Origin of the sequence: Salinimicrobium profundisediminis (assembly GCF_026241755.1) — a bacterium.
In the GTDB taxonomy this organism is placed as follows: Bacteria; Bacteroidota; Bacteroidia; order Flavobacteriales; family Flavobacteriaceae; genus Salinimicrobium; species Salinimicrobium profundisediminis.
The window spans coordinates 21,680-39,105 of sequence record NZ_JAPJDA010000019.1; the positions used below are offsets into that span (position 1 = coordinate 21,680).

General features: G+C 41.8%; 12 protein-coding genes. 5 read left to right on the top strand and 7 right to left on the bottom strand.

Annotated features, from left to right (window positions below; genetic code table 11):
* Position 1: 1 nt before the first annotated feature.
* The 4 genes from OQ279_RS12165 to OQ279_RS12180 all read right to left on the bottom strand — a co-directional run bounded on the left by OQ279_RS12165 (position 2) and on the right by OQ279_RS12180 (position 4,579).
* On the bottom strand, positions 2–553 hold the full coding sequence (locus tag OQ279_RS12165) for a sigma-70 family RNA polymerase sigma factor (RefSeq protein WP_266070206.1): 552 nt from the start codon (positions 551–553) through the stop codon (positions 2–4).
* Between the two features lie 92 nt (positions 554–645).
* Complete coding sequence (locus tag OQ279_RS12170; protein WP_266070207.1) at positions 646–2,679, bottom strand: M3 family metallopeptidase; 2,034 nt, start codon at positions 2,677–2,679, stop codon at positions 646–648.
* Between the two features lie 205 nt (positions 2,680–2,884).
* Positions 2,885–3,370, bottom strand: a complete 486-nt coding sequence (gene purE, locus OQ279_RS12175; protein ID WP_266070208.1) for a 5-(carboxyamino)imidazole ribonucleotide mutase — start codon at positions 3,368–3,370, stop codon at positions 2,885–2,887.
* Between the two features lie 51 nt (positions 3,371–3,421).
* Positions 3,422–4,579, bottom strand: coding sequence for a 5-(carboxyamino)imidazole ribonucleotide synthase (locus tag OQ279_RS12180; RefSeq protein WP_266070209.1), 1,158 nt, complete (start codon positions 4,577–4,579; stop codon positions 3,422–3,424).
* 129 nt (positions 4,580–4,708) lie between these two features.
* Between OQ279_RS12180 and OQ279_RS12185 the strand changes: the two genes are divergently transcribed.
* Genes OQ279_RS12185 through OQ279_RS12195 form a run of 3 tightly spaced genes read left to right on the top strand, consistent with a single transcriptional unit; the run spans position 4,709 to position 7,440 of the window.
* Positions 4,709–5,818 (top strand): adenylate kinase, encoded by a 1,110-nt coding sequence (locus tag OQ279_RS12185; RefSeq protein WP_266070211.1) that lies wholly within the window; start codon positions 4,709–4,711, stop codon positions 5,816–5,818.
* Between the two features lie 30 nt (positions 5,819–5,848).
* The gene (gene obgE, locus OQ279_RS12190) at positions 5,849–6,859 is read left to right on the top strand and encodes a GTPase ObgE (RefSeq protein ID WP_266070212.1); all 1,011 of its coding nucleotides are present in this window, start codon (positions 5,849–5,851) and stop codon (positions 6,857–6,859) included.
* A 59-nt stretch (positions 6,860–6,918) separates the two neighbouring features.
* Positions 6,919–7,440: a DUF4136 domain-containing protein gene (locus OQ279_RS12195; RefSeq protein ID WP_266070213.1), complete on the top strand. Its 522-nt coding sequence runs from the start codon at positions 6,919–6,921 to the stop codon at positions 7,438–7,440.
* 184 nt (positions 7,441–7,624) lie between these two features.
* Here OQ279_RS12195 and OQ279_RS12200 read toward each other — a convergent pair whose 3' ends face one another.
* Genes OQ279_RS12200 through OQ279_RS12210 form a run of 3 tightly spaced genes read right to left on the bottom strand, consistent with a single transcriptional unit; the run spans position 7,625 to position 14,958 of the window.
* Positions 7,625–9,313, bottom strand: coding sequence for an OmpA family protein (locus OQ279_RS12200; protein ID WP_266070215.1), 1,689 nt, complete (start codon positions 9,311–9,313; stop codon positions 7,625–7,627).
* 12 nt (positions 9,314–9,325) lie between these two features.
* Entirely contained in the window at positions 9,326–10,270 is a 945-nt protein-coding gene (locus OQ279_RS12205; protein ID WP_266070216.1) for a PorP/SprF family type IX secretion system membrane protein, read from the bottom strand.
* Positions 10,271–10,290: 20 nt separating this feature from the next.
* A complete protein-coding gene (locus OQ279_RS12210) occupies positions 10,291–14,958 on the bottom strand; it encodes a T9SS type B sorting domain-containing protein (protein ID WP_266070217.1) in 4,668 nt (1,555 codons plus the stop codon).
* A 355-nt stretch (positions 14,959–15,313) separates the two neighbouring features.
* Here OQ279_RS12210 and OQ279_RS12215 point away from each other — a divergent pair, with 355 nt between their 5' ends.
* Together OQ279_RS12215 and radC are read left to right on the top strand one after the other, a co-directional pair.
* Positions 15,314–16,669, top strand: a complete 1,356-nt coding sequence (locus OQ279_RS12215; protein ID WP_266070218.1) for a UDP-N-acetylmuramate--L-alanine ligase — start codon at positions 15,314–15,316, stop codon at positions 16,667–16,669.
* Positions 16,670–16,721: 52 nt separating this feature from the next.
* Positions 16,722–17,423 (top strand): RadC family protein, encoded by a 702-nt coding sequence (radC, locus tag OQ279_RS12220; RefSeq protein ID WP_266070219.1) that lies wholly within the window; start codon positions 16,722–16,724, stop codon positions 17,421–17,423.
* Positions 17,424–17,426: the final 3 nt, after the last annotated feature.

Genomic DNA, 17,426 nt, shown 5'->3' on the forward strand with positions numbered 1-17,426 from the left:
GCTAAAACCAATTTTTCTCCAGGCATTTAGCCAGAGAAGTTCTGGCCCTGTGAATAATCACCCAAAGGTTAGACGGACTAATTTCAAATTCATTACAAATGGTTTCGGTATCTACACCATCAATGGTCTTCATTTTAAAAATGGCTGCCTGTTTTTCATTGAGCTGGTCAACACAATCCAGAATGGCAAGCCCCAGTTCGTGGTTTTCCATCTCGTCTTCGGCTGTCATGAGAGAAAGGTCGGCTACCCTTTCTTCCAGCCAGTCACCTTCATTGTCGCTGTCGCGGAATTGCATTTTAACTTCGGCCTGTCCTTTTTGGGAATTGTTCCGGCGGTAATGGTCAATGATCTTTCGTTTTAAGATTGAAATGAGCCAGGTTCTTTCCGAAGCTTCTCCCTTAAAATTTTTCATGGAGTTGAGCCCGGCCAGGAAGGTTTCAGAAACAAGATCGTTTGCCATTTCCCGGTCATTTATGCGCACAATGGTGTAGTTGAACAGGTAATCTGCATACCTGTCTACCCATTTTTCTGGATTAATGCTGTTTGCTTCCATAATTGGCCGGTTCTCTCAAAAATAGCAAAAGATTTGGTTAATGCTTTTGTGCATTCGCCAAACCTTCTGCTTATTTTGTAGTATATACTGTCTTATTTCTTCGGAAGCAGTCCTGCTCTGCGCAACAAGGCTTCGGGAGCAGCCTCTTTTCCCCTGAAGCGTTTGTACAAGGTCAACGGGTGCTCGGTGCCTCCCTGAGAAAGTACGGTTTCCCTGAATTTATTGGCGGTTTCCCTGTCAAAAATGCCATTTTCAGTAAAGAATTCAAAAGCATCGGCGTCCAGTACTTCTGCCCATTTATAGGAATAGTAACCGGCAGCATAGCCTCCCTGGAAGATATGTGAAAACGAAGTGCTCATGCAGTTCTCTTTCACTTCAGGATAAAGCTGTGTAGTCTCAAAGGCTTTTTCTTCATGGGCTTTAACATCATCAATGCCTGAAGGATCTTTGCTGTGCCAGCTCATGTCAAGAATTCCAAAACTAAGCTGTCTTAAAGTGGCCATGCCTTCATGGAAGGTAGCCGAATCTTTGATCTTTTGAATAAGATCATCGGGGATCACTTCGCCGGTCTCGTAATGGGTGGCGAAAAGTTTCAACGCATCTTTCTCATAGCACCAGTTTTCGAGTACCTGGCTTGGAAGTTCGACAAAATCCCAGAAAACGTTAGTGCCCGAAATACTTGGATAAATTGTATCGGCCAACATGCCGTGAAGGGCGTGACCAAATTCATGGAAGAGGGTAGTAACCTCGTTGAACGTGAGCAGAGATGGCTCTTCATCTGTAGGTTTTGTGAAATTGCAGACTATAGAAATATGTGGGCGCTCATTTTTACCTTTTTGGCGATATTGAGATTTGTAAGATGTCATCCATGCGCCACCACGCTTGCCTTCCCGCGGATGGAAATCGGCGTAAAAAAGGGCAATTTCCTTACCTTCTTCGTCAGTAACGAGGTAGGTTTGCACCTCAGGATGATAGGTTTCTGCCTCAAAGACCTGTTGGAAATTGAGACCATAAAGTTTTTCGGCTACGATAAAGACACCTTTGATGACGTTGTTGAGCTCAAAATAAGGCTTGAGCTGTTCATCGTCGAGGTCAAAAAGTTTTTGCTTCAGTTTTTCTGAATAATAGGCCGCATCCCATTTTTCGAGTCGGTCGATCTGGTCAAGGTCCTGCGCAAAACTCTCAAGTTCATGAAATTCCTTTTCGGCTGCCGGTTTGGCTTTTTCCAAAAGTTCTTCCATGAAGGAATTTACTTTTTCTGGAGTTTCGGCCATGCGTTCTTCCAGTTTGAAATGCGCATAGGTTGGATAACCCAAAAGATTCGCCTTTTTATGCCGCAGTTTTACAATTTGCAGCACATTCTCCCTATTGTCAAGCTCGTCTCCGTGAAAACCCTTAGCTCCAAAAGCAATGGCAAGTTCTTTGCGCAGCGCTCTGCTTTTGGCATATTTCATAAACGGGATGTAGCTGGGGTAATGAAGGTTAAAGATCCATCCTTCTTTATTCTTTTCTTTTGCCAGCATCTTCGCTGCGGTACGGGCACCTTTGGGCAGGCCTTCAAGATCTTCTTCGCGGGTGATATGGAGTTCGTACCTGTTAGTTTCGGCCAGCACGTTTTCTCCAAAGTTGAGGCTTAAAGAAGCCAGTTTTTTATCCAGTTCTCGTAGCTCCTGCTTTTGCCCGGCATCAAGGTTCGCACCGTTGCGTTTAAACATCTTGTACTTCTTGTCCAGCAAGGTGCTTTGTTCAATGCTGAGGTTGAGGCTGTCTTTGTTTTCATAAACCGCTTTTACCTTTTGAAAAAGTACCGGATCCTGGATAATGTCATTTTTGAAGTCGGTTAATACCGGGGATATTTCCTGGGCCAGTTTCTGAATTTCTTCATTGGTCTCGGCTGAGTTAATATTGAAGAAGATGCTGGTAATTCTGTCAAGTTGTTCTCCTGCAAACTCAAGGGCTTCTACGGTGTTTTCAAAAGTAGGGGCTGCACTTGAAGCAGTGATTTGCTCAATATCCTGTTGCGCCCGCCTGATAGCTTCTTCTATGGCCGGTTTGTAGTGCCCGGTTTTTATTTTCATAAAAGGAGCGGTATCGAATTTTTCCAGGAGTGGATTTCTTTCTGTCATATAGCTTGAATAATTGACTTAATAGAATGCGTTTTAACGAAATTTTTTGGAAAAGTTCGGAAAATTCTAAAATTATTCTTTACTTCACATTTCCCAAATTACTAAAGTCAGTAGCTTTTAGGTTTTTGATTAATATATTTAGAATGGTTAATAAATACTATTAAAACAACGAATGCTACTTTAAAGCCACGTGAAAACGTGGCTTTTATTTTTTAATGCTTTTTGCGCCCTCAATTACTTTCTGTTTTAGGTCTTCCTTGTAATCTACGATTTTTTGAAGCACGTCCTGGTTTGAGCTACCAAGAATTTGCGCTGCCAGGATACCTGCATTTTTGGCTCCGTTGAGGGCTACAGTGGCTACAGGAACTCCTCCCGGCATTTGTAGAATAGACAATACAGAATCCCAGCCATCAATAGAATTACTCGATTTTACCGGCACCCCAATAACCGGCAGGGGGGAAAGAGATGCAATCATTCCCGGAAGGTGCGCGGCGCCACCGGCACCTGCAATAATTACATTTATACCGCGGGTATGAGCATTTTTCCCATAATCAAAAAGTTTGTCGGGGGTACGGTGAGCAGAAACTATATCTACTTCAACTTCTACATCAAAGGACTTTAATATATCTATTGCTTCCTGCATTACCGGCATATCGCTGGTGCTGCCCATAATAATTCCTACTTTGCTCATATAATAAATTTTAGACCTCACAGGTTTCAAAAACCTGTGAGGTCTGTTTTGTTATTCGCTAATTACTCTAATTTTATTTTTGACCTCTTCAGCAATTTGTCTAGCTTTAGAAAGATCGGCATTTACTATGGTAACATGACCCATTTTTCTGAAAGGGCGGGTAATTTTTTTTCCGTAGATATGAGGGGTGACCCCTTTTAGTTTCATGATTTCGGAGATGTTCTCGTAAACCACATTTCCCGAAAAACCTTCTTCGCCTACCAGGTTCACCATTACGCCGCCGGCCTTACTTTCGGTATCTCCCAAAGGAAGATCTAGAATGGCTCTCAAATGCTGCTCAAACTGGTTGGTGAATGCTGCTTCTATGCTGTAGTGGCCGCTGTTGTGAGGCCGGGGCGCAACTTCGTTAACCAGGATCCCGTCTTCTTCTGTCTGGAACATTTCAACCGCCAGTAAACCAATGTGTTCATAGGCCCTTGAAACTTTTTCGGCAACTTTTCTCGCTTTTTCGGCTACCGCGGCATCAATCCGGGCCGGGCAAATCACGTATTCTACCTGGTTGGCTTCGGGATGAAATTCCATCTCAACCACAGGGTAGGTCTTTACCTCTCCCGATGGGTTGCGAGCCACAATTACTGCAAGTTCGTTCTTAAAAGGGATGAGATCTTCAGCAATACAGGCAGTTTCGGGTAAATCTTCGGCTGTTTGGAGGTTCTTGACCACTGCAACACCTTTACCGTCGTAACCTCCCGTTGTACTTTTCCACACAAGAGGCAGGGAAATTTCCCCTTTTTGAAGACCTTCCAAAAATGCCATTTTTGAGGAGTATTTCTGGTAAAGGGCAGTAGGGACTTCGTGGCTGGTAAAGAAATCTTTTTGTACGCCTTTGTCCTGAATCTTCTTCAAGGTTTTGGATGAAGGATAGACTTCTATTCCTTCAGACTCTAATTTTTCAAGAGCTTCTACATTGACTGCTTCAATCTCAAAGGTGAGCACATCTGCTTTTCTTCCGAAGTTCACTACAGTGTCAAAATCCATGAGATCGCCGCGGGTAAATTCATCACAGGCAATCCTGCAGGGCGCTTCGGCATTAGGATCGAGTACAATGGTGCGAATGTCAAACTTTCGGGTTTCGTAAAGGAGCATTTTTCCAAGCTGGCCTCCACCGAGTATTCCGAGGGTGAAATCTGAAGAAAAATAATTGATCATTAATGAGGTGTTTCAGCAAAAATAATTTTAAAAATCTGAAATGCCGCAAGATTCAGTTATAAATGCGCAGGGTTTGGCATCCTGAGTTGATTGGAATATGTATCTTTGCTTCCCAAAAATATTTTTGTTTTGGTACAACTACACGATCTAAAATTTACTCCTTTTATTTCTGAAGCCGAAATCAACATCGGTATAGAAAAAGTGGCTGCGCAGATAAATGCCGATTTTGAAAATAAAACACCAGTTTTTCTGGGGGTTTTAAACGGGGCTTTTCTCTTTGCGGCCGAAGTTATTAAGAGATTTAAGGGCGACTGTGAAGTGAACTTTGTGAAGCTAAGTTCTTATGAAGGTACGGGAACCACAGGTAATGTAGAGTTTTTAATGGGGCTTACCAGTTCTTTGAAAGGTCGTAATGTAGTGGTGATAGAGGATATTGTGGACACTGGAAATACTCTTGAGAGCCTCGACAGGATTCTTAAGAGCGAAGAAGTGAACCTATATAAAATTGCAACTTTATTTTACAAGCCGGCATCCTACAAGAAAAGCCTTCCCATAGATTACGTGGGGATGGAAATTCCGAATGATTTTATAGTAGGATATGGTCTTGATTATGATGGGCTGGGCAGGAATCTCACCCAGGTCTATAAACTTAAAAACAGTAAAATGACAAACATTGTTTTGTTTGGGCCTCCTGGTGCAGGTAAAGGAACCCAGGCAGCTGTCCTTAAAGATCATTACAACCTTAAACACATTTCTACAGGCGATGTCTTTAGGTACAACATTAAAAATGAAACTGAACTTGGTAAGCTTGCAAAAGCCTATATGGATAAAGGCCAACTGGTGCCCGATAGCATTACCATAGATATGCTGAAGGCTGAAGTAAGACAGTCAAACGGAGGGAATGGCTTCATTTTCGACGGATTTCCACGTACGGTTGCACAGGCCGAAGCTCTTGAAGAATTTCTTCAGGAAGAGGGAACCCAGGTTAGTGCCATGATCGCTTTGGAAGTAGATGACGAGATCCTGGTGGAGCGTTTGCTTGAGCGGGGGAAAACTTCGGGACGACCAGATGACGCTAATGAACTTGTTATTCGCAAAAGGATAAAAGTTTATTACGAAGAAACTGCGATCCTGAAACAATTCTATTTGAAGCAGGATAAATATTTTGGCATAAACGGAGTAGGCTCTATTCAGGAGATCACTGCGCGTTTAAAAGAAGCTATTGACCAGCTGGTATAAGAAATACCACAGGTGTAAAGATGATAAAGGATGACTGAAGGGAATTTTGTTGATTACGTTAAGATACACGTATCCTCGGGTAATGGAGGTAAAGGATCGGCTCACCTGCACCGTGAAAAGTACGTTGCAAAAGGCGGGCCCGATGGAGGGGATGGAGGCCGTGGAGGCCATGTGATCCTAAGAGGGAACAAAAACCTTTGGACGCTTTTTCACCTCAAATTTAAGAGGCATGTTAAAGCCGGGCACGGCGAACACGGAAGTAAACAGCGAAGCACCGGTGCCGATGGGCAGGATGAGATCATTGAAGTGCCGCTAGGAACGGTTATTCGTGATACCGAAACCCAAAATATTCTTCACGAGATAACGGAAGATGGGCAGGAGATCATTGTTGCTGAAGGCGGAAAAGGAGGACTGGGTAACTGGCATTTTAAATCTTCAACCAATCAAACCCCGCGATATGCGCAGCCTGGAATTCCCGGTGAGGAAGAGGATATAACCCTTGAGCTAAAGATCCTTGCTGATGTTGGTCTTGTAGGTTTTCCCAACGCCGGAAAGTCCACTTTACTTTCGGTGATCACAGCAGCCAAGCCAAAAATAGCCGATTACGAGTTTACTACGCTAAAGCCCAATTTGGGAATTGTTGAATATCGTGACTTTAAAACCTTTGTGGTGGCCGATATTCCCGGAATTATTGAAGGGGCAGCTGAAGGAAAGGGTATTGGGCACAGGTTCTTAAGGCATATTGAGCGCAACTCAACACTCTTGTTTTTAATTCCTGCCGATGCAAAGGATATAAAGGAGCAGTACGAGATCCTGGTAGATGAGCTAAGACGCTACAATCCGGAACTTCTTGATAAAGACCGTTTGGTAGCCATTTCAAAAAGCGATATGCTTGATGCCGAATTAAAGGCTGAAATGACCACGCAACTTGACCGCGAACTCAATGCGCCGTATATCTTCATATCATCTGTAGCGCAGCAAGGTTTGACCCAGCTTAAAGATAAGCTTTGGGAAATGCTGAATAAAGAGGAGTCTGTTTAATTCCTGTTAATGTCTTAGTTTTCAGTGGTGTTTTCTTTAATTTTAAGGAAAACACCAGTATGAGACTATTAAAAATATGTTGTTTATGCTTCATTATGAGCGGCTGTGGAGGACCACGGGCGGCTTTTGACTACGATGAGCAGACAAACTTTTCCACTTACAATAGTATAAGCATCTATCCGGAAGTGCTTTCGGGTCTAAGTGAGTTAGATGAAGACCGGCTGCTAAATAGCATGGAAAGGGCTTTACAGGAGAGGGATTTATTTGCCTCGACAACTCCCGACCTATTCCTAAACGTCTATACCGAACAATACCAGGAGCCCAGCCGTAACCGTCTTGGGGTGGGAATAGGTGGTACCGGTGGGAATGTGGGGGTAGGAGTGAGCGGGGGTATACCATTAGGAGGCCCTGAGAGTTTCCTTCAGCTTACTTTTGATCTTATAGACGTTGAACGGGACGAACTGGTTTGGCAAGCTGTTGTTAACAGCAAATTTAATCCCAACTGGAGCCCTGCACAAAGACAACAACAGTTTGATAAAATAGTGGAAGAAGCTTTAGAAGGTTACCCTCCAAAAAGGTGATTTTGGACTCATTTTTTTTGGGAGTAAAATTTCTTCGGGTTAATGCCATGAAGCATTTGGAATAAATATATTTTCTAATTCTATAGATATTTATTCAATAGAAAGTTTTGTATATATCCTTTCAGAATAAAAAAGGCCCCGATTTCTCGGGGCCCTTCTTTTTGGCTGGTTAGTTAATTGTAGCCTAGTTTTGGTCGTCATCGGCTGCTTCAGGCTGATCTTGCAGGTAAGGAGTACTTCCTGTAATTTCAGTGAATTCACTTCGTCTATTGCGGGCATATTCAGCAGCAGTACACATATTAGGTCTTGTACAGTCATTCAATGGTACTTCTTCACCATATCCTTTTGGCACTAACCTATCACGGCTTATTCCCTGAGACACTAGATACTCGAGAGTAGATTCAGCACGACGCTGAGAAAGATCCATGTTGTATTTATCAGATCCACGGGCATCGGCATGAGATCCAATTTCGATTTTAAGCATTGGATAGTTCTTCATGATCTCAGCTACGCGGTTAAGAGTAGGTTCAGACTCAGATTTGATGGTTGCTTTATCGAAATCAAAGTAGATGTTTCCAACTCCTGCGATTTGTCTTCTTCCGGTTTCAGGATTGATCTCCATTTCATCTTTTGGAAGGATTGGAGGTGTGTAATCTTCTCTGGTGAAAGCGTAAAGGTTATCAGACCCTCTTCTGTTGGAAGCAAGATATCCTTTTTCTTCTCCTTCTTTAAGTACAAAAGCAAAGTCATCAAATTCACTGTTTAGAGAATTTCCAAGGTTTTGAGCCTCTCCAAAAGTTCCATTTGTTTGTTCACTTTTAAATACATCAAGGTTTCCGTAGCCCATGTGGCCATCAGAAGTAAAATATAGAGTTCCGTCATTAGCAATGTAAGGGAACTGCTCGCGGTGAGCAGTGTTTACATTTGGCCCCAGGTTTACTGGTTCTCCAAATGTTCCGTCTTCATTAATAGCCACGCTGTAGATGTCAAATGATCCCATAGATCCTGGCATATCACTTGCGAAATACAGGGTAGAGCCGTCTTCACTTAAAGTTGGGTGCTCTACAGAATACTGGTCGCTGGTGAAAGGCAAAGCTTCAATGTTTGTCCACTCGCCATCAACAAGCTCGGCACGGTAGATTCTAATTGTAGCTACAGGTACTTCGGCCCAGTCAACCTTAACCCTTCTTGAGTTAGTACGGTCAAAGTACATGGTTTTTCCATCGGTAGAAAAAGCAGCTGAACTTTCGTGAGTGTCGGTATTAATCTTGTCGTTGAACAAAGCGATGTTGCTAAGGTTACCTTCATCATCAATATCGGCTACGTAAAGGTCAAGATAAGGTTTCTTGTTCCATGCGTAAATAGGACGATCCTGATTGCGGGTAGAAGCAAAAACGATACGGTCACCCATAAAGGTAATTCCGAAGTCTGAAGAAGCTGCATTCTGCATTACCTGGTTTGTAGTGTAGGTATGAGATACAGCAGTATCAAGCTTTGCAGTCCACTCTTCAAAATCTACCGTACTGTTGTAGTACTGGCTAAAGTATTTGTCGGCTTCTTCGTCCTGTCCTGTAGCACGTAGTGAATGCGCAAACCTGAAAGAATATTCGGGTGCAACGCTACCGTCGTTGTACTTCAGAAAAAGGCTGCGGTAAGTTTCGGCCGCATTACCCATTCTGTTTGTATAGAAATAGGAGTCTCCTAATTTCTGAAGGACTTCCTGATCCTTATCCTGAACTAACCGGAATTCTTCAGAAGCGTCCATATAGGCTCTCTGGTTAAATAAACGGTTAGCTTTCTTTATCTGAGAACTCTGGGCCACGGCCGAGAATCCAATAAGGACAGCTAAAAGTGTGGTATAAAGTTTTTTCATGTTTCTTAGGTTTTAGAAGAATCTTGGGGATACGTTGTAACCTTTTGAAAGGCCAAGGAGGTCAAGGTCAAAAAGTACCATGATTTCATGTGTGCCATCATTAAAGTCACTTAGGTTTCCTGTTGTATAGTCATAGGCGTAACCTATTCTAAGTTCAGGAGTAACTCTAAAGTTCACCAATCCACTTACTGTTTCATCAAAACGGTAAGCTACACCTGCTTCAAAACGGTTGTAAAGAAGCACGTTTGCTGTAATGTCAACAGAAAGAGGAGCTCCTTCTACTGCACGGGCCATAAAGGCCGGTTTAAGCTTTAGGTTTTGGTTAAGGTCGAATACATACCCCCCGGTAAGGAAGTAATGGATATTTTCCTCTCCCAAACGAGCCAGTCCTGTTTCGTTTTCAAGGTGTTTTGATGTGAAAAGGTTTGGAGCCGATAGACCTACATAGTATTTATCACCAAACCAGTAAGCACCAACACCAAAGTTTGGAAATGCTTCACTAACGTTTTGAGCGGCAGGATCAACCTGTTCGTTATTCCCGGTTTCAAGAGCAGTGAGGTTTGCGTCAAAGAAAGTAACCCCTGCTTTCACCCCAAAAGATAATTTTGAAGTTTCTGATACCGGAAGGACATAAGCCACATCGGCATAAAGGTTGTTTTCTTTAACAATATCTCCAATCTCGTCGTGGACTATGGAGATACCTGCTTCAATCCTTTCGCTAAGCCCGGTGTGGGCAAAGAAATTGGCAGTTTCAGGAGCTCCGTCCATTCCGGCCCATTGGTTTCTGTAAACGCCACCAACGTTTAGCATTCCCAGGTCATCTAATGCATAAGCAGGATTTATCACGCTCATGTTATACATATACTGGGTATACATGGGATCTTGTTGTGCATTACCCTTTAGTGAAAAAAGGGCAATGCAAACAACTGTAAAAATTTTTATAAAAGAATTTCTCATTTGTTTCGAATATTTCAAAATTATCTGCTTAAGTACACTCTACCTTGAATAGGAGCGGTCTGTCCGTCGTTATAGTTTAGGATATAGAAGTAAACTCCTACTGGAAGTACTCCGCTTCCGAATGATCCTTCCGAAGAAGTGCCATCCCATCCCTGAGATTTTCCAACCTGGCCTTTATATACAGGCTCACCCCATCTATTGTAGATCTCCATCATGTGATTTGGATATTCCGAAGAAATGTTCTGAATTACAAACCTGTCATTAATGGCATCACCGTTTGGAGAGAATATTTCAGGAATAACAATCTCGCAATTGGATAGATTTACCTGTACAGGAGTTCTTGTAGAACTTTCGCATCCAGTAGTTGCATCAACGGCAGCGGCGAATAAAGTTGTGCCGTTTTGCAGCGGAGTGGATGGAGATACAGTTTCTGAACCTGTAGCGGTAGTGTACCATACAAGATCTCCGTTAGCAATAACGCTACCTTCAAGGTCACCTACTGTCAAATCCTGACCGGCGCATAGTTGTTCTGGTTCAGTTACCAAAGATGGTGCGTCTACATCATTTAAAGTTACAGTTACGGCAGTAGCATCAGATACACAACCAGTAGTGTTTGTTTGTGTAACATAGTATGTTTTTGCAGTAAGCACTTGTGTAGCATCTACCTCTGTTTGAAGTGTTTCATCAGAATAAACAGTAAACACTGCGTCGGCTTCACCAGAAATTTCAAGATCGGCTACAGTCGCATTGCTGGCAGCGCAACCATCAAATGGAGTCACTGTTGGGGCGGCTGGAGTGTTTTCTCCGTTACATTCTGGTTCTTGAGTTCCAACAATTACAGTCACTGTAGCTGAAGCAGAACATCCGTTGTCGCTAGTTACAGTATAAGTATATACGCCTTCTGCATCGGTTGCAGGATCAAAAGTTGCATCAACTTCGTCACCATCAAAAGTCCAGGTTCCACCAGTTTCAGGTGTTCCTCCAAGTTCGGCAAAAAGGTCTACTGTTTCTGTTGCATCTTCTTCAAGATTTACAGTAGCATTTTGTCCGGCGTCAGGGTTTTCAAGAACTGTAACCGTAAGTACGGCAGAATCTGTACACTGCCCGGTTCCTACTGTGTAAGTAGTGGTGAAGTCTCCAAATTTGCTGTTGATATTGTAATCATCTATGATTTCCTGAATGGTTGGGTTAAAGCTTCCATTTGTATCCACTCCTGATTCAAGAAGGCTTATATAAAGATTTCTTACACCTGCATTGGAGAGATTTTCTACTTCAGAATTACAAACTTCTACTGAGTTGTCTGCTCCTGCATTGGCAGTGTTAGCAGTTACATTAACAGTAAAGGTAGTAGAAGCACTTCCTTCTATACAACTTTCAGTATCACCTTCTTCAACGGTGTAAGTGATGGTGAAAGCACCTTCTTCAGATACGTCCAACATACCATCAGTAATTACTCCTGAAGCATCAGAGAAAGTTCCGCCTAAAGTGTTGTCATTGTTAAGGAAATCAAACAGGTTAAGGGTTCCTTCGGCAGTACAGGTTGTAATATCATTAATGTCACCTGTACTTGCAGGTTCAGTAGGTACTATTGTTACCGTTAGTTCTACTGAGTCGGTACACTCTCCATTGGTAAGGGTGTAGGTTGTTGTGAAATCACCTAATCCATCTTCATCAGCCTGGTACATAGCTGAAATCTCAGCTGGAGTTGGGCTAAAAGTTCCATCTACGGATACTCCTGCATCCAAAAGTCCGAGGTAGAATTTCCTTATTTCGTCGATACTTGGGAAAGTAGTTTGTACATCAGTTTCACAAACATCTGCTGAACTGTCTGTTCCGGCATCTACAATACCTGTGCAAGGATCAGTTGATACTGTAACAGTAACAGTAGCTGAATCCATACAACCTTCATAGCCCACAGTGTAAGTAAAAGTTCCTGGTTCGTCTGTAGCTGGATCAAAAGTTCCGTCTCCGTTACTCCAGGTTCCACCTTGCTGTGCGTTTTCCCCTAAATATTCAAATAGGGTAACTTCATCGTCTTCTGTAGTTAAAGTAACAGTAGCGTCATCACCGGCAAAAGCTTCAGCGACTACATTTACTGTTAACTCATACGTTTGTGCGTCAGGGGCGGTGTAAACAGTGGTGAATTCTCCTAGTTTGTCAGCATCAGCCTGATACATTTCAGAAATTTGCCTTGGTGTCGGATTAAAAGTACCATTTGTTGCGACACCTGTAGGAAGAAGTCTAAGATAGAATTTCCTTATTTCATCATAGCTTGGGAAGAAAGTATCAACATCTCCTGCACAAACTATAGCATACCCACTACCCGGCGTTGTTGGATCTGTTGGGTCGTTTACAATTACGGTTACGGTTGCAGAATCCATACAGGTTTCATATCCTACTGTATAAGTAAAAGTTCCAGCTTCGTCTGTGGCTGGATCAAAAGTTCCATTTCCGTTACTCCAGGTTCCACCTCTAAGTGCATTTTCGCCTAAGTAAGTAAATAAATCTACTGGCTCATCATCTGTAGTAAGAGTTATGGTAGCATCATCTCCTGCTTCAGCTTCAGTTACAACATTAATGGTGAGTTCATAAGATTCACCATTTACTGTGTAAGTAGTTGTAAACTCTCCCAAACCATCTTCATCTGCCTGGTAAATATCAGCCATTTGAGCAGGAGTAGGATTAAAGGATCCATTTGTTGCTACACCAGAAGGGAGTAATCTTAAATAGTATTTTCTGATTTCGTCCACACTTGGGAAAAAGGTTTGTACATCTCTAAGACATACCACACTAACTCCAGGGGAGACTACAGAATCTGTAGTTAGGGTAACAACTACAGAAGCAGAATCTGTACAGCCGTCTGTGCCTACAATATAGGTGTAAGTTCCTGCTGCATCTGTGGCAGGATTAAAAGTTCCATTACCAGAACTCCATGTTCCTTCTGTTTGTGCATTTTCTCCCAATAAAGTGAATAGATCTACCGGAGCATCATCAGGGCTTAACGTAATAGTGTTATCATTTCCTGCATTTGCATCCTCAATAACGGTAATGGATATTGCAGCTGTATCTTCACATTCTCCTTCACCTACAGTATAAGTACCGGTAATAATAACTGGCTCAGTGAGTGGATTGCCGGGAAATATGAATTGTTGTAGTCCACTAAAATCTCCTTCAAATGTTCCATCAAGATCTCTATCTCCAAGCCATTCTGCAAGTACTTCCATACCTGCTGTTGGATCTGGATTTTGTGACTCTGGATCTTGAGCATTTATAATTTGCTGTACAAGAGCTTCAATTTCAGTACGGCAGAAGGTCTCATTCACATCTTCACCTGCATTAGCCTCACAAGGGGCTACTGTAATAGTGAATATTGCAGAATCTTCTCCCGAAATACATCCTGAAGTTTCATCTACTGTATAGGTCACAGTGTAAACACCAGCACCTGTCTGGGATGGGTCAAATAGTCCATCAGGATACCCTTCAAATGTTCCAAAAGTTTGTGCTTCTGAAGTAAGGAAGGAGTACAAATTCTGTGTTTCATCATCAATTGCGAACTCCAAAGAGACATCCTGTCCCGCATTAGCTTCTTCTGAAGCTATAACAGATATTGTAAGGTCTACCTGGTCACAACCTACAGTGTAAGTGGTGGTAAAATCTCCCAGCCCGTCGTTATCATTTTGGTATTGAGTTGCCATTTGAGCGGGAGTAGGATTGAATGTTCCGTTTGTAGGAACTTCTTCGCCTAATAAGCTTAAATAGTAGTTTTCAATGGCATCAACACTTGGGAAAGTTTCCTGAACATCAAGTTCGCAAACTATTCCAGGGCCTGTAGTCTCAAGTTCTACAGCTGGTGTTACAGTTACAGTAACAGCTAATCGATCAAAACTTTCACAAGTACTTCCTACCGAAGATACATAGTAAGTGCGGCCATCTACTAATTCAGCAGTAGAGGCTAATCTTGTTCCTCCTGCGGTATAGTATCTATTGTTGCCGGTGGCGACAATATCTGCAAGAGTAGGATTGTTTATTGCGCAAAACTCTTGTGCTTCATCACCTGTTGGAGCTGGTTCGTTAGATAAAATTATCTCAACACTGTTTAAACTGGAAATACAACCATCAGGTCCTTCCTGCCCTACCCAGTAAGTAGTTCCATTTACAAGCTCAGTACTCTGAGTTAATACCTCTTCCTGAAAAGCATCAGCATACCATATAATTTTACCGCTATTATCTGCACTGGTTCGAATGTCTGCTAAAGTTAAATTAGAATCGTTAACATCCTCAACACAAAAATTTAGCTGAGGTAGAGAAGAACCAGGATCAGCTTGTCTCATGGTGTTTTCATAGATTCCTAAGATTCTAGGAGCACCAAACACTGTTACTGTCACAGCAGGTCTTGTAGAACATTGCCCAGTAGAAGAACCAGCATAAAAAATATTTATACCGTCTGGAATAAATTCATCATTACCAAAAGGTTGTGTGGCATCTTCGCTCGCATACCATACCACATCAGATCCTGAAGAAACCTCAAGACTTCCAAAGGTTGGTTCTTCAGTATCGCAAAAACTTTGCGAACTTAGTTCATCCTCTACAGTAGGACAGCTCTGTCCATACATGTAGGTTCCGGTCATAAAAAATAAGGCAAAAAAGAATAGTGGTATTCTCATTTTACCCAGAGTAAAAATTTGCATAGGCTTTAAGTGTTAAATTTAATCAATTGCATTTTAGGATTTATAGTTCAAATATAAAGTAAACATTCATTTTAAAACTTAAACTCCTGTTAAGGGAAAAGTCTAAAGAGAATGTAGCCGAAACTACTATATATTGCTGAGGTAGGGGAGGTTAAAAGTACGACTTTTTCGTTAATAAAATTTTTTTAGGAGTTTTTTTACATCTAATAAGTTAAAAGTGTTTTTCGTCCATATAAATTAACTCACAGTTGGACATAAGAATTCACTTTTTGTTACAGATTTTCAGAAGTTTTTTTTGCAATACTTCACAGGCAGTCTTTCTTCCTATTCTTTTATATTTACTCAAAAATTAATAATGCGGCTACATTTTATAGCAATTGGGGGAAGTGCCATGCATAACCTTGCCCTTGCTCTTCACGAAAAAGGATATAAAATCACAGGTAGTGATGATGTCATTTATGAACCTTCCAAAACCCGATTAAACAACAAAGGCCTGCTGCCAAAGCAATTTGGGTGGTTTCCCGAAAAAATCACCAAAGACCTCGATGCTGTTATCCTCGGAATGCATGCCCGGGAAGATAATCCCGAATTGGCAAGAGCAAAAGAACTGGAACTTCCTATATACTCTTATCCCGAATTTTTATTCGAACAATCTAAAGAAAAGACAAGAGTGGTTATTGGCGGTTCTCATGGTAAAACTACAATAACCTCAATGATTCTACATGTGATGAACTACCATCACAAGAATGTGGATTTTATGGTAGGTGCTCAATTGGAAGGATTTGAGAATATGGTCCACTTAACCCAGGAAAATGATTTTATAGTGCTTGAGGGTGATGAGTATTTATCCTCTCCTATAGACAGGCGTCCAAAGTTTCATCTTTATAAACCTAACATCGCTTTCCTTAGCGGAATTGCCTGGGATCATATCAACGTATTTCCAACTTTTGATGAGTATCTGGAGCAATTCAAAATCTTCATAGATTCTATAGTTAAAGGAGGTATCCTGGTATATAATGAGGAGGATCAACACCTGAAGCAACTGGTGGAAGAATCTACGAACACCATTAGAAAGCATTCTTACAGAACGCCAGATTATCACGTGGAGAACGAAAATACACTTTTGCATACGCCCGAAGGTGATATGCCTGTTGCCGTTTTTGGTGAACACAACCTTCAAAATTTAGCAGGTGCAAAATGGATTTGTCAACACATGGGTATAGACGAAGAAGACTTTTATGAAGCTATTGCTTCTTTTAAAGGCGCTTCAAAAAGGTTGGAAAAGATAGTAGAAACCAAAAACACTGTCGTATTTAAAGATTTTGCACATAGTCCTTCAAAGGTGATGGCAACTACTAAAGCTGTGAAGGAACAGTATCCGGACAGAAAGGTGGTTGCATGTCTTGAACTTCACACCTACAGCAGTCTAAATGCCAATTTTCTTAAACAGTACGAATCTTCTCTGAATGCAGCCGATGAAGCTGTGGTTTTCTTTTCCCCCGAAGCGGTAGAAAATAAGAAGTTGGAGCCCATTTCTAAAGAACAAATTTTTGAAGCTTTTTCCCGAACAGATCTAACGGTTTACACTAATGCACTGGAGTTTAAAAATTACTTGCAAGAACAGCAGTATGATCATAAAGTGCTTTTGTTAATGAGTAGTGGTAATTACGGAGGTTTAAATTTTGATGAGATCAAGAACTGGGTATCCTAAAATGGCATTTTTGGAATAGCTTCATTTTGTTATCTTTAGAGAAATTGAGCCAATGGATTCTCAGAAATCAAAAGCCTTTACAATTAAACACTGGGCAGAGGGAGACAGGCCCAGGGAGAAACTCCTTCAAAAGGGCAGGGAGTTTTTAAGTGATGCCGAGTTGCTGGCAATTCTCATTGGCTCGGGGAGTAGAAACGAATCGGCAGTTGAAGTCTGTAAAAAAGTTCTGTTCAAAGCTGAAGATAATCTAAATGAACTGGGAAGGTTTTCAGTAAAACAGCTCATGGAAGTAAAAGGTATTGGTGAAGCTAAAGCTTTAACCATAGTGGCTGCACTGGAGTTGGGTAGAAGACGGAGGTCTTCTGAAGCTCTCGAAAAGAAAAGGATATCTTCAAGTGCTTCAGTTTTTGAGCTTATGCAGCCAAAGATAGGGGAGTTGCCTCATGAAGAATTCTGGATTCTCTACCTCAATAATTCCAATAAAGTCATTCAGGAGTTGCCCCTAAGCAAAGGTGGCATAACGGGAACTTTGGTAGATGTGCGTTTGGCCTACAAACAGGCCCTGAATTTAGGTGCCACGGCGACAATACTGGTGCATAACCATCCCTCAGGCAACCTTAACCCAAGTACGGCAGATAAACAACTTACCCAAAAATTTAAGACAGCCGGGGAATCGCTTGATATAAAAGTTCTGGATCATTTAATAATAACCGAAAAATCCTATTTCAGCTTTGCTGATGAAGGTTTGTTGTAATAC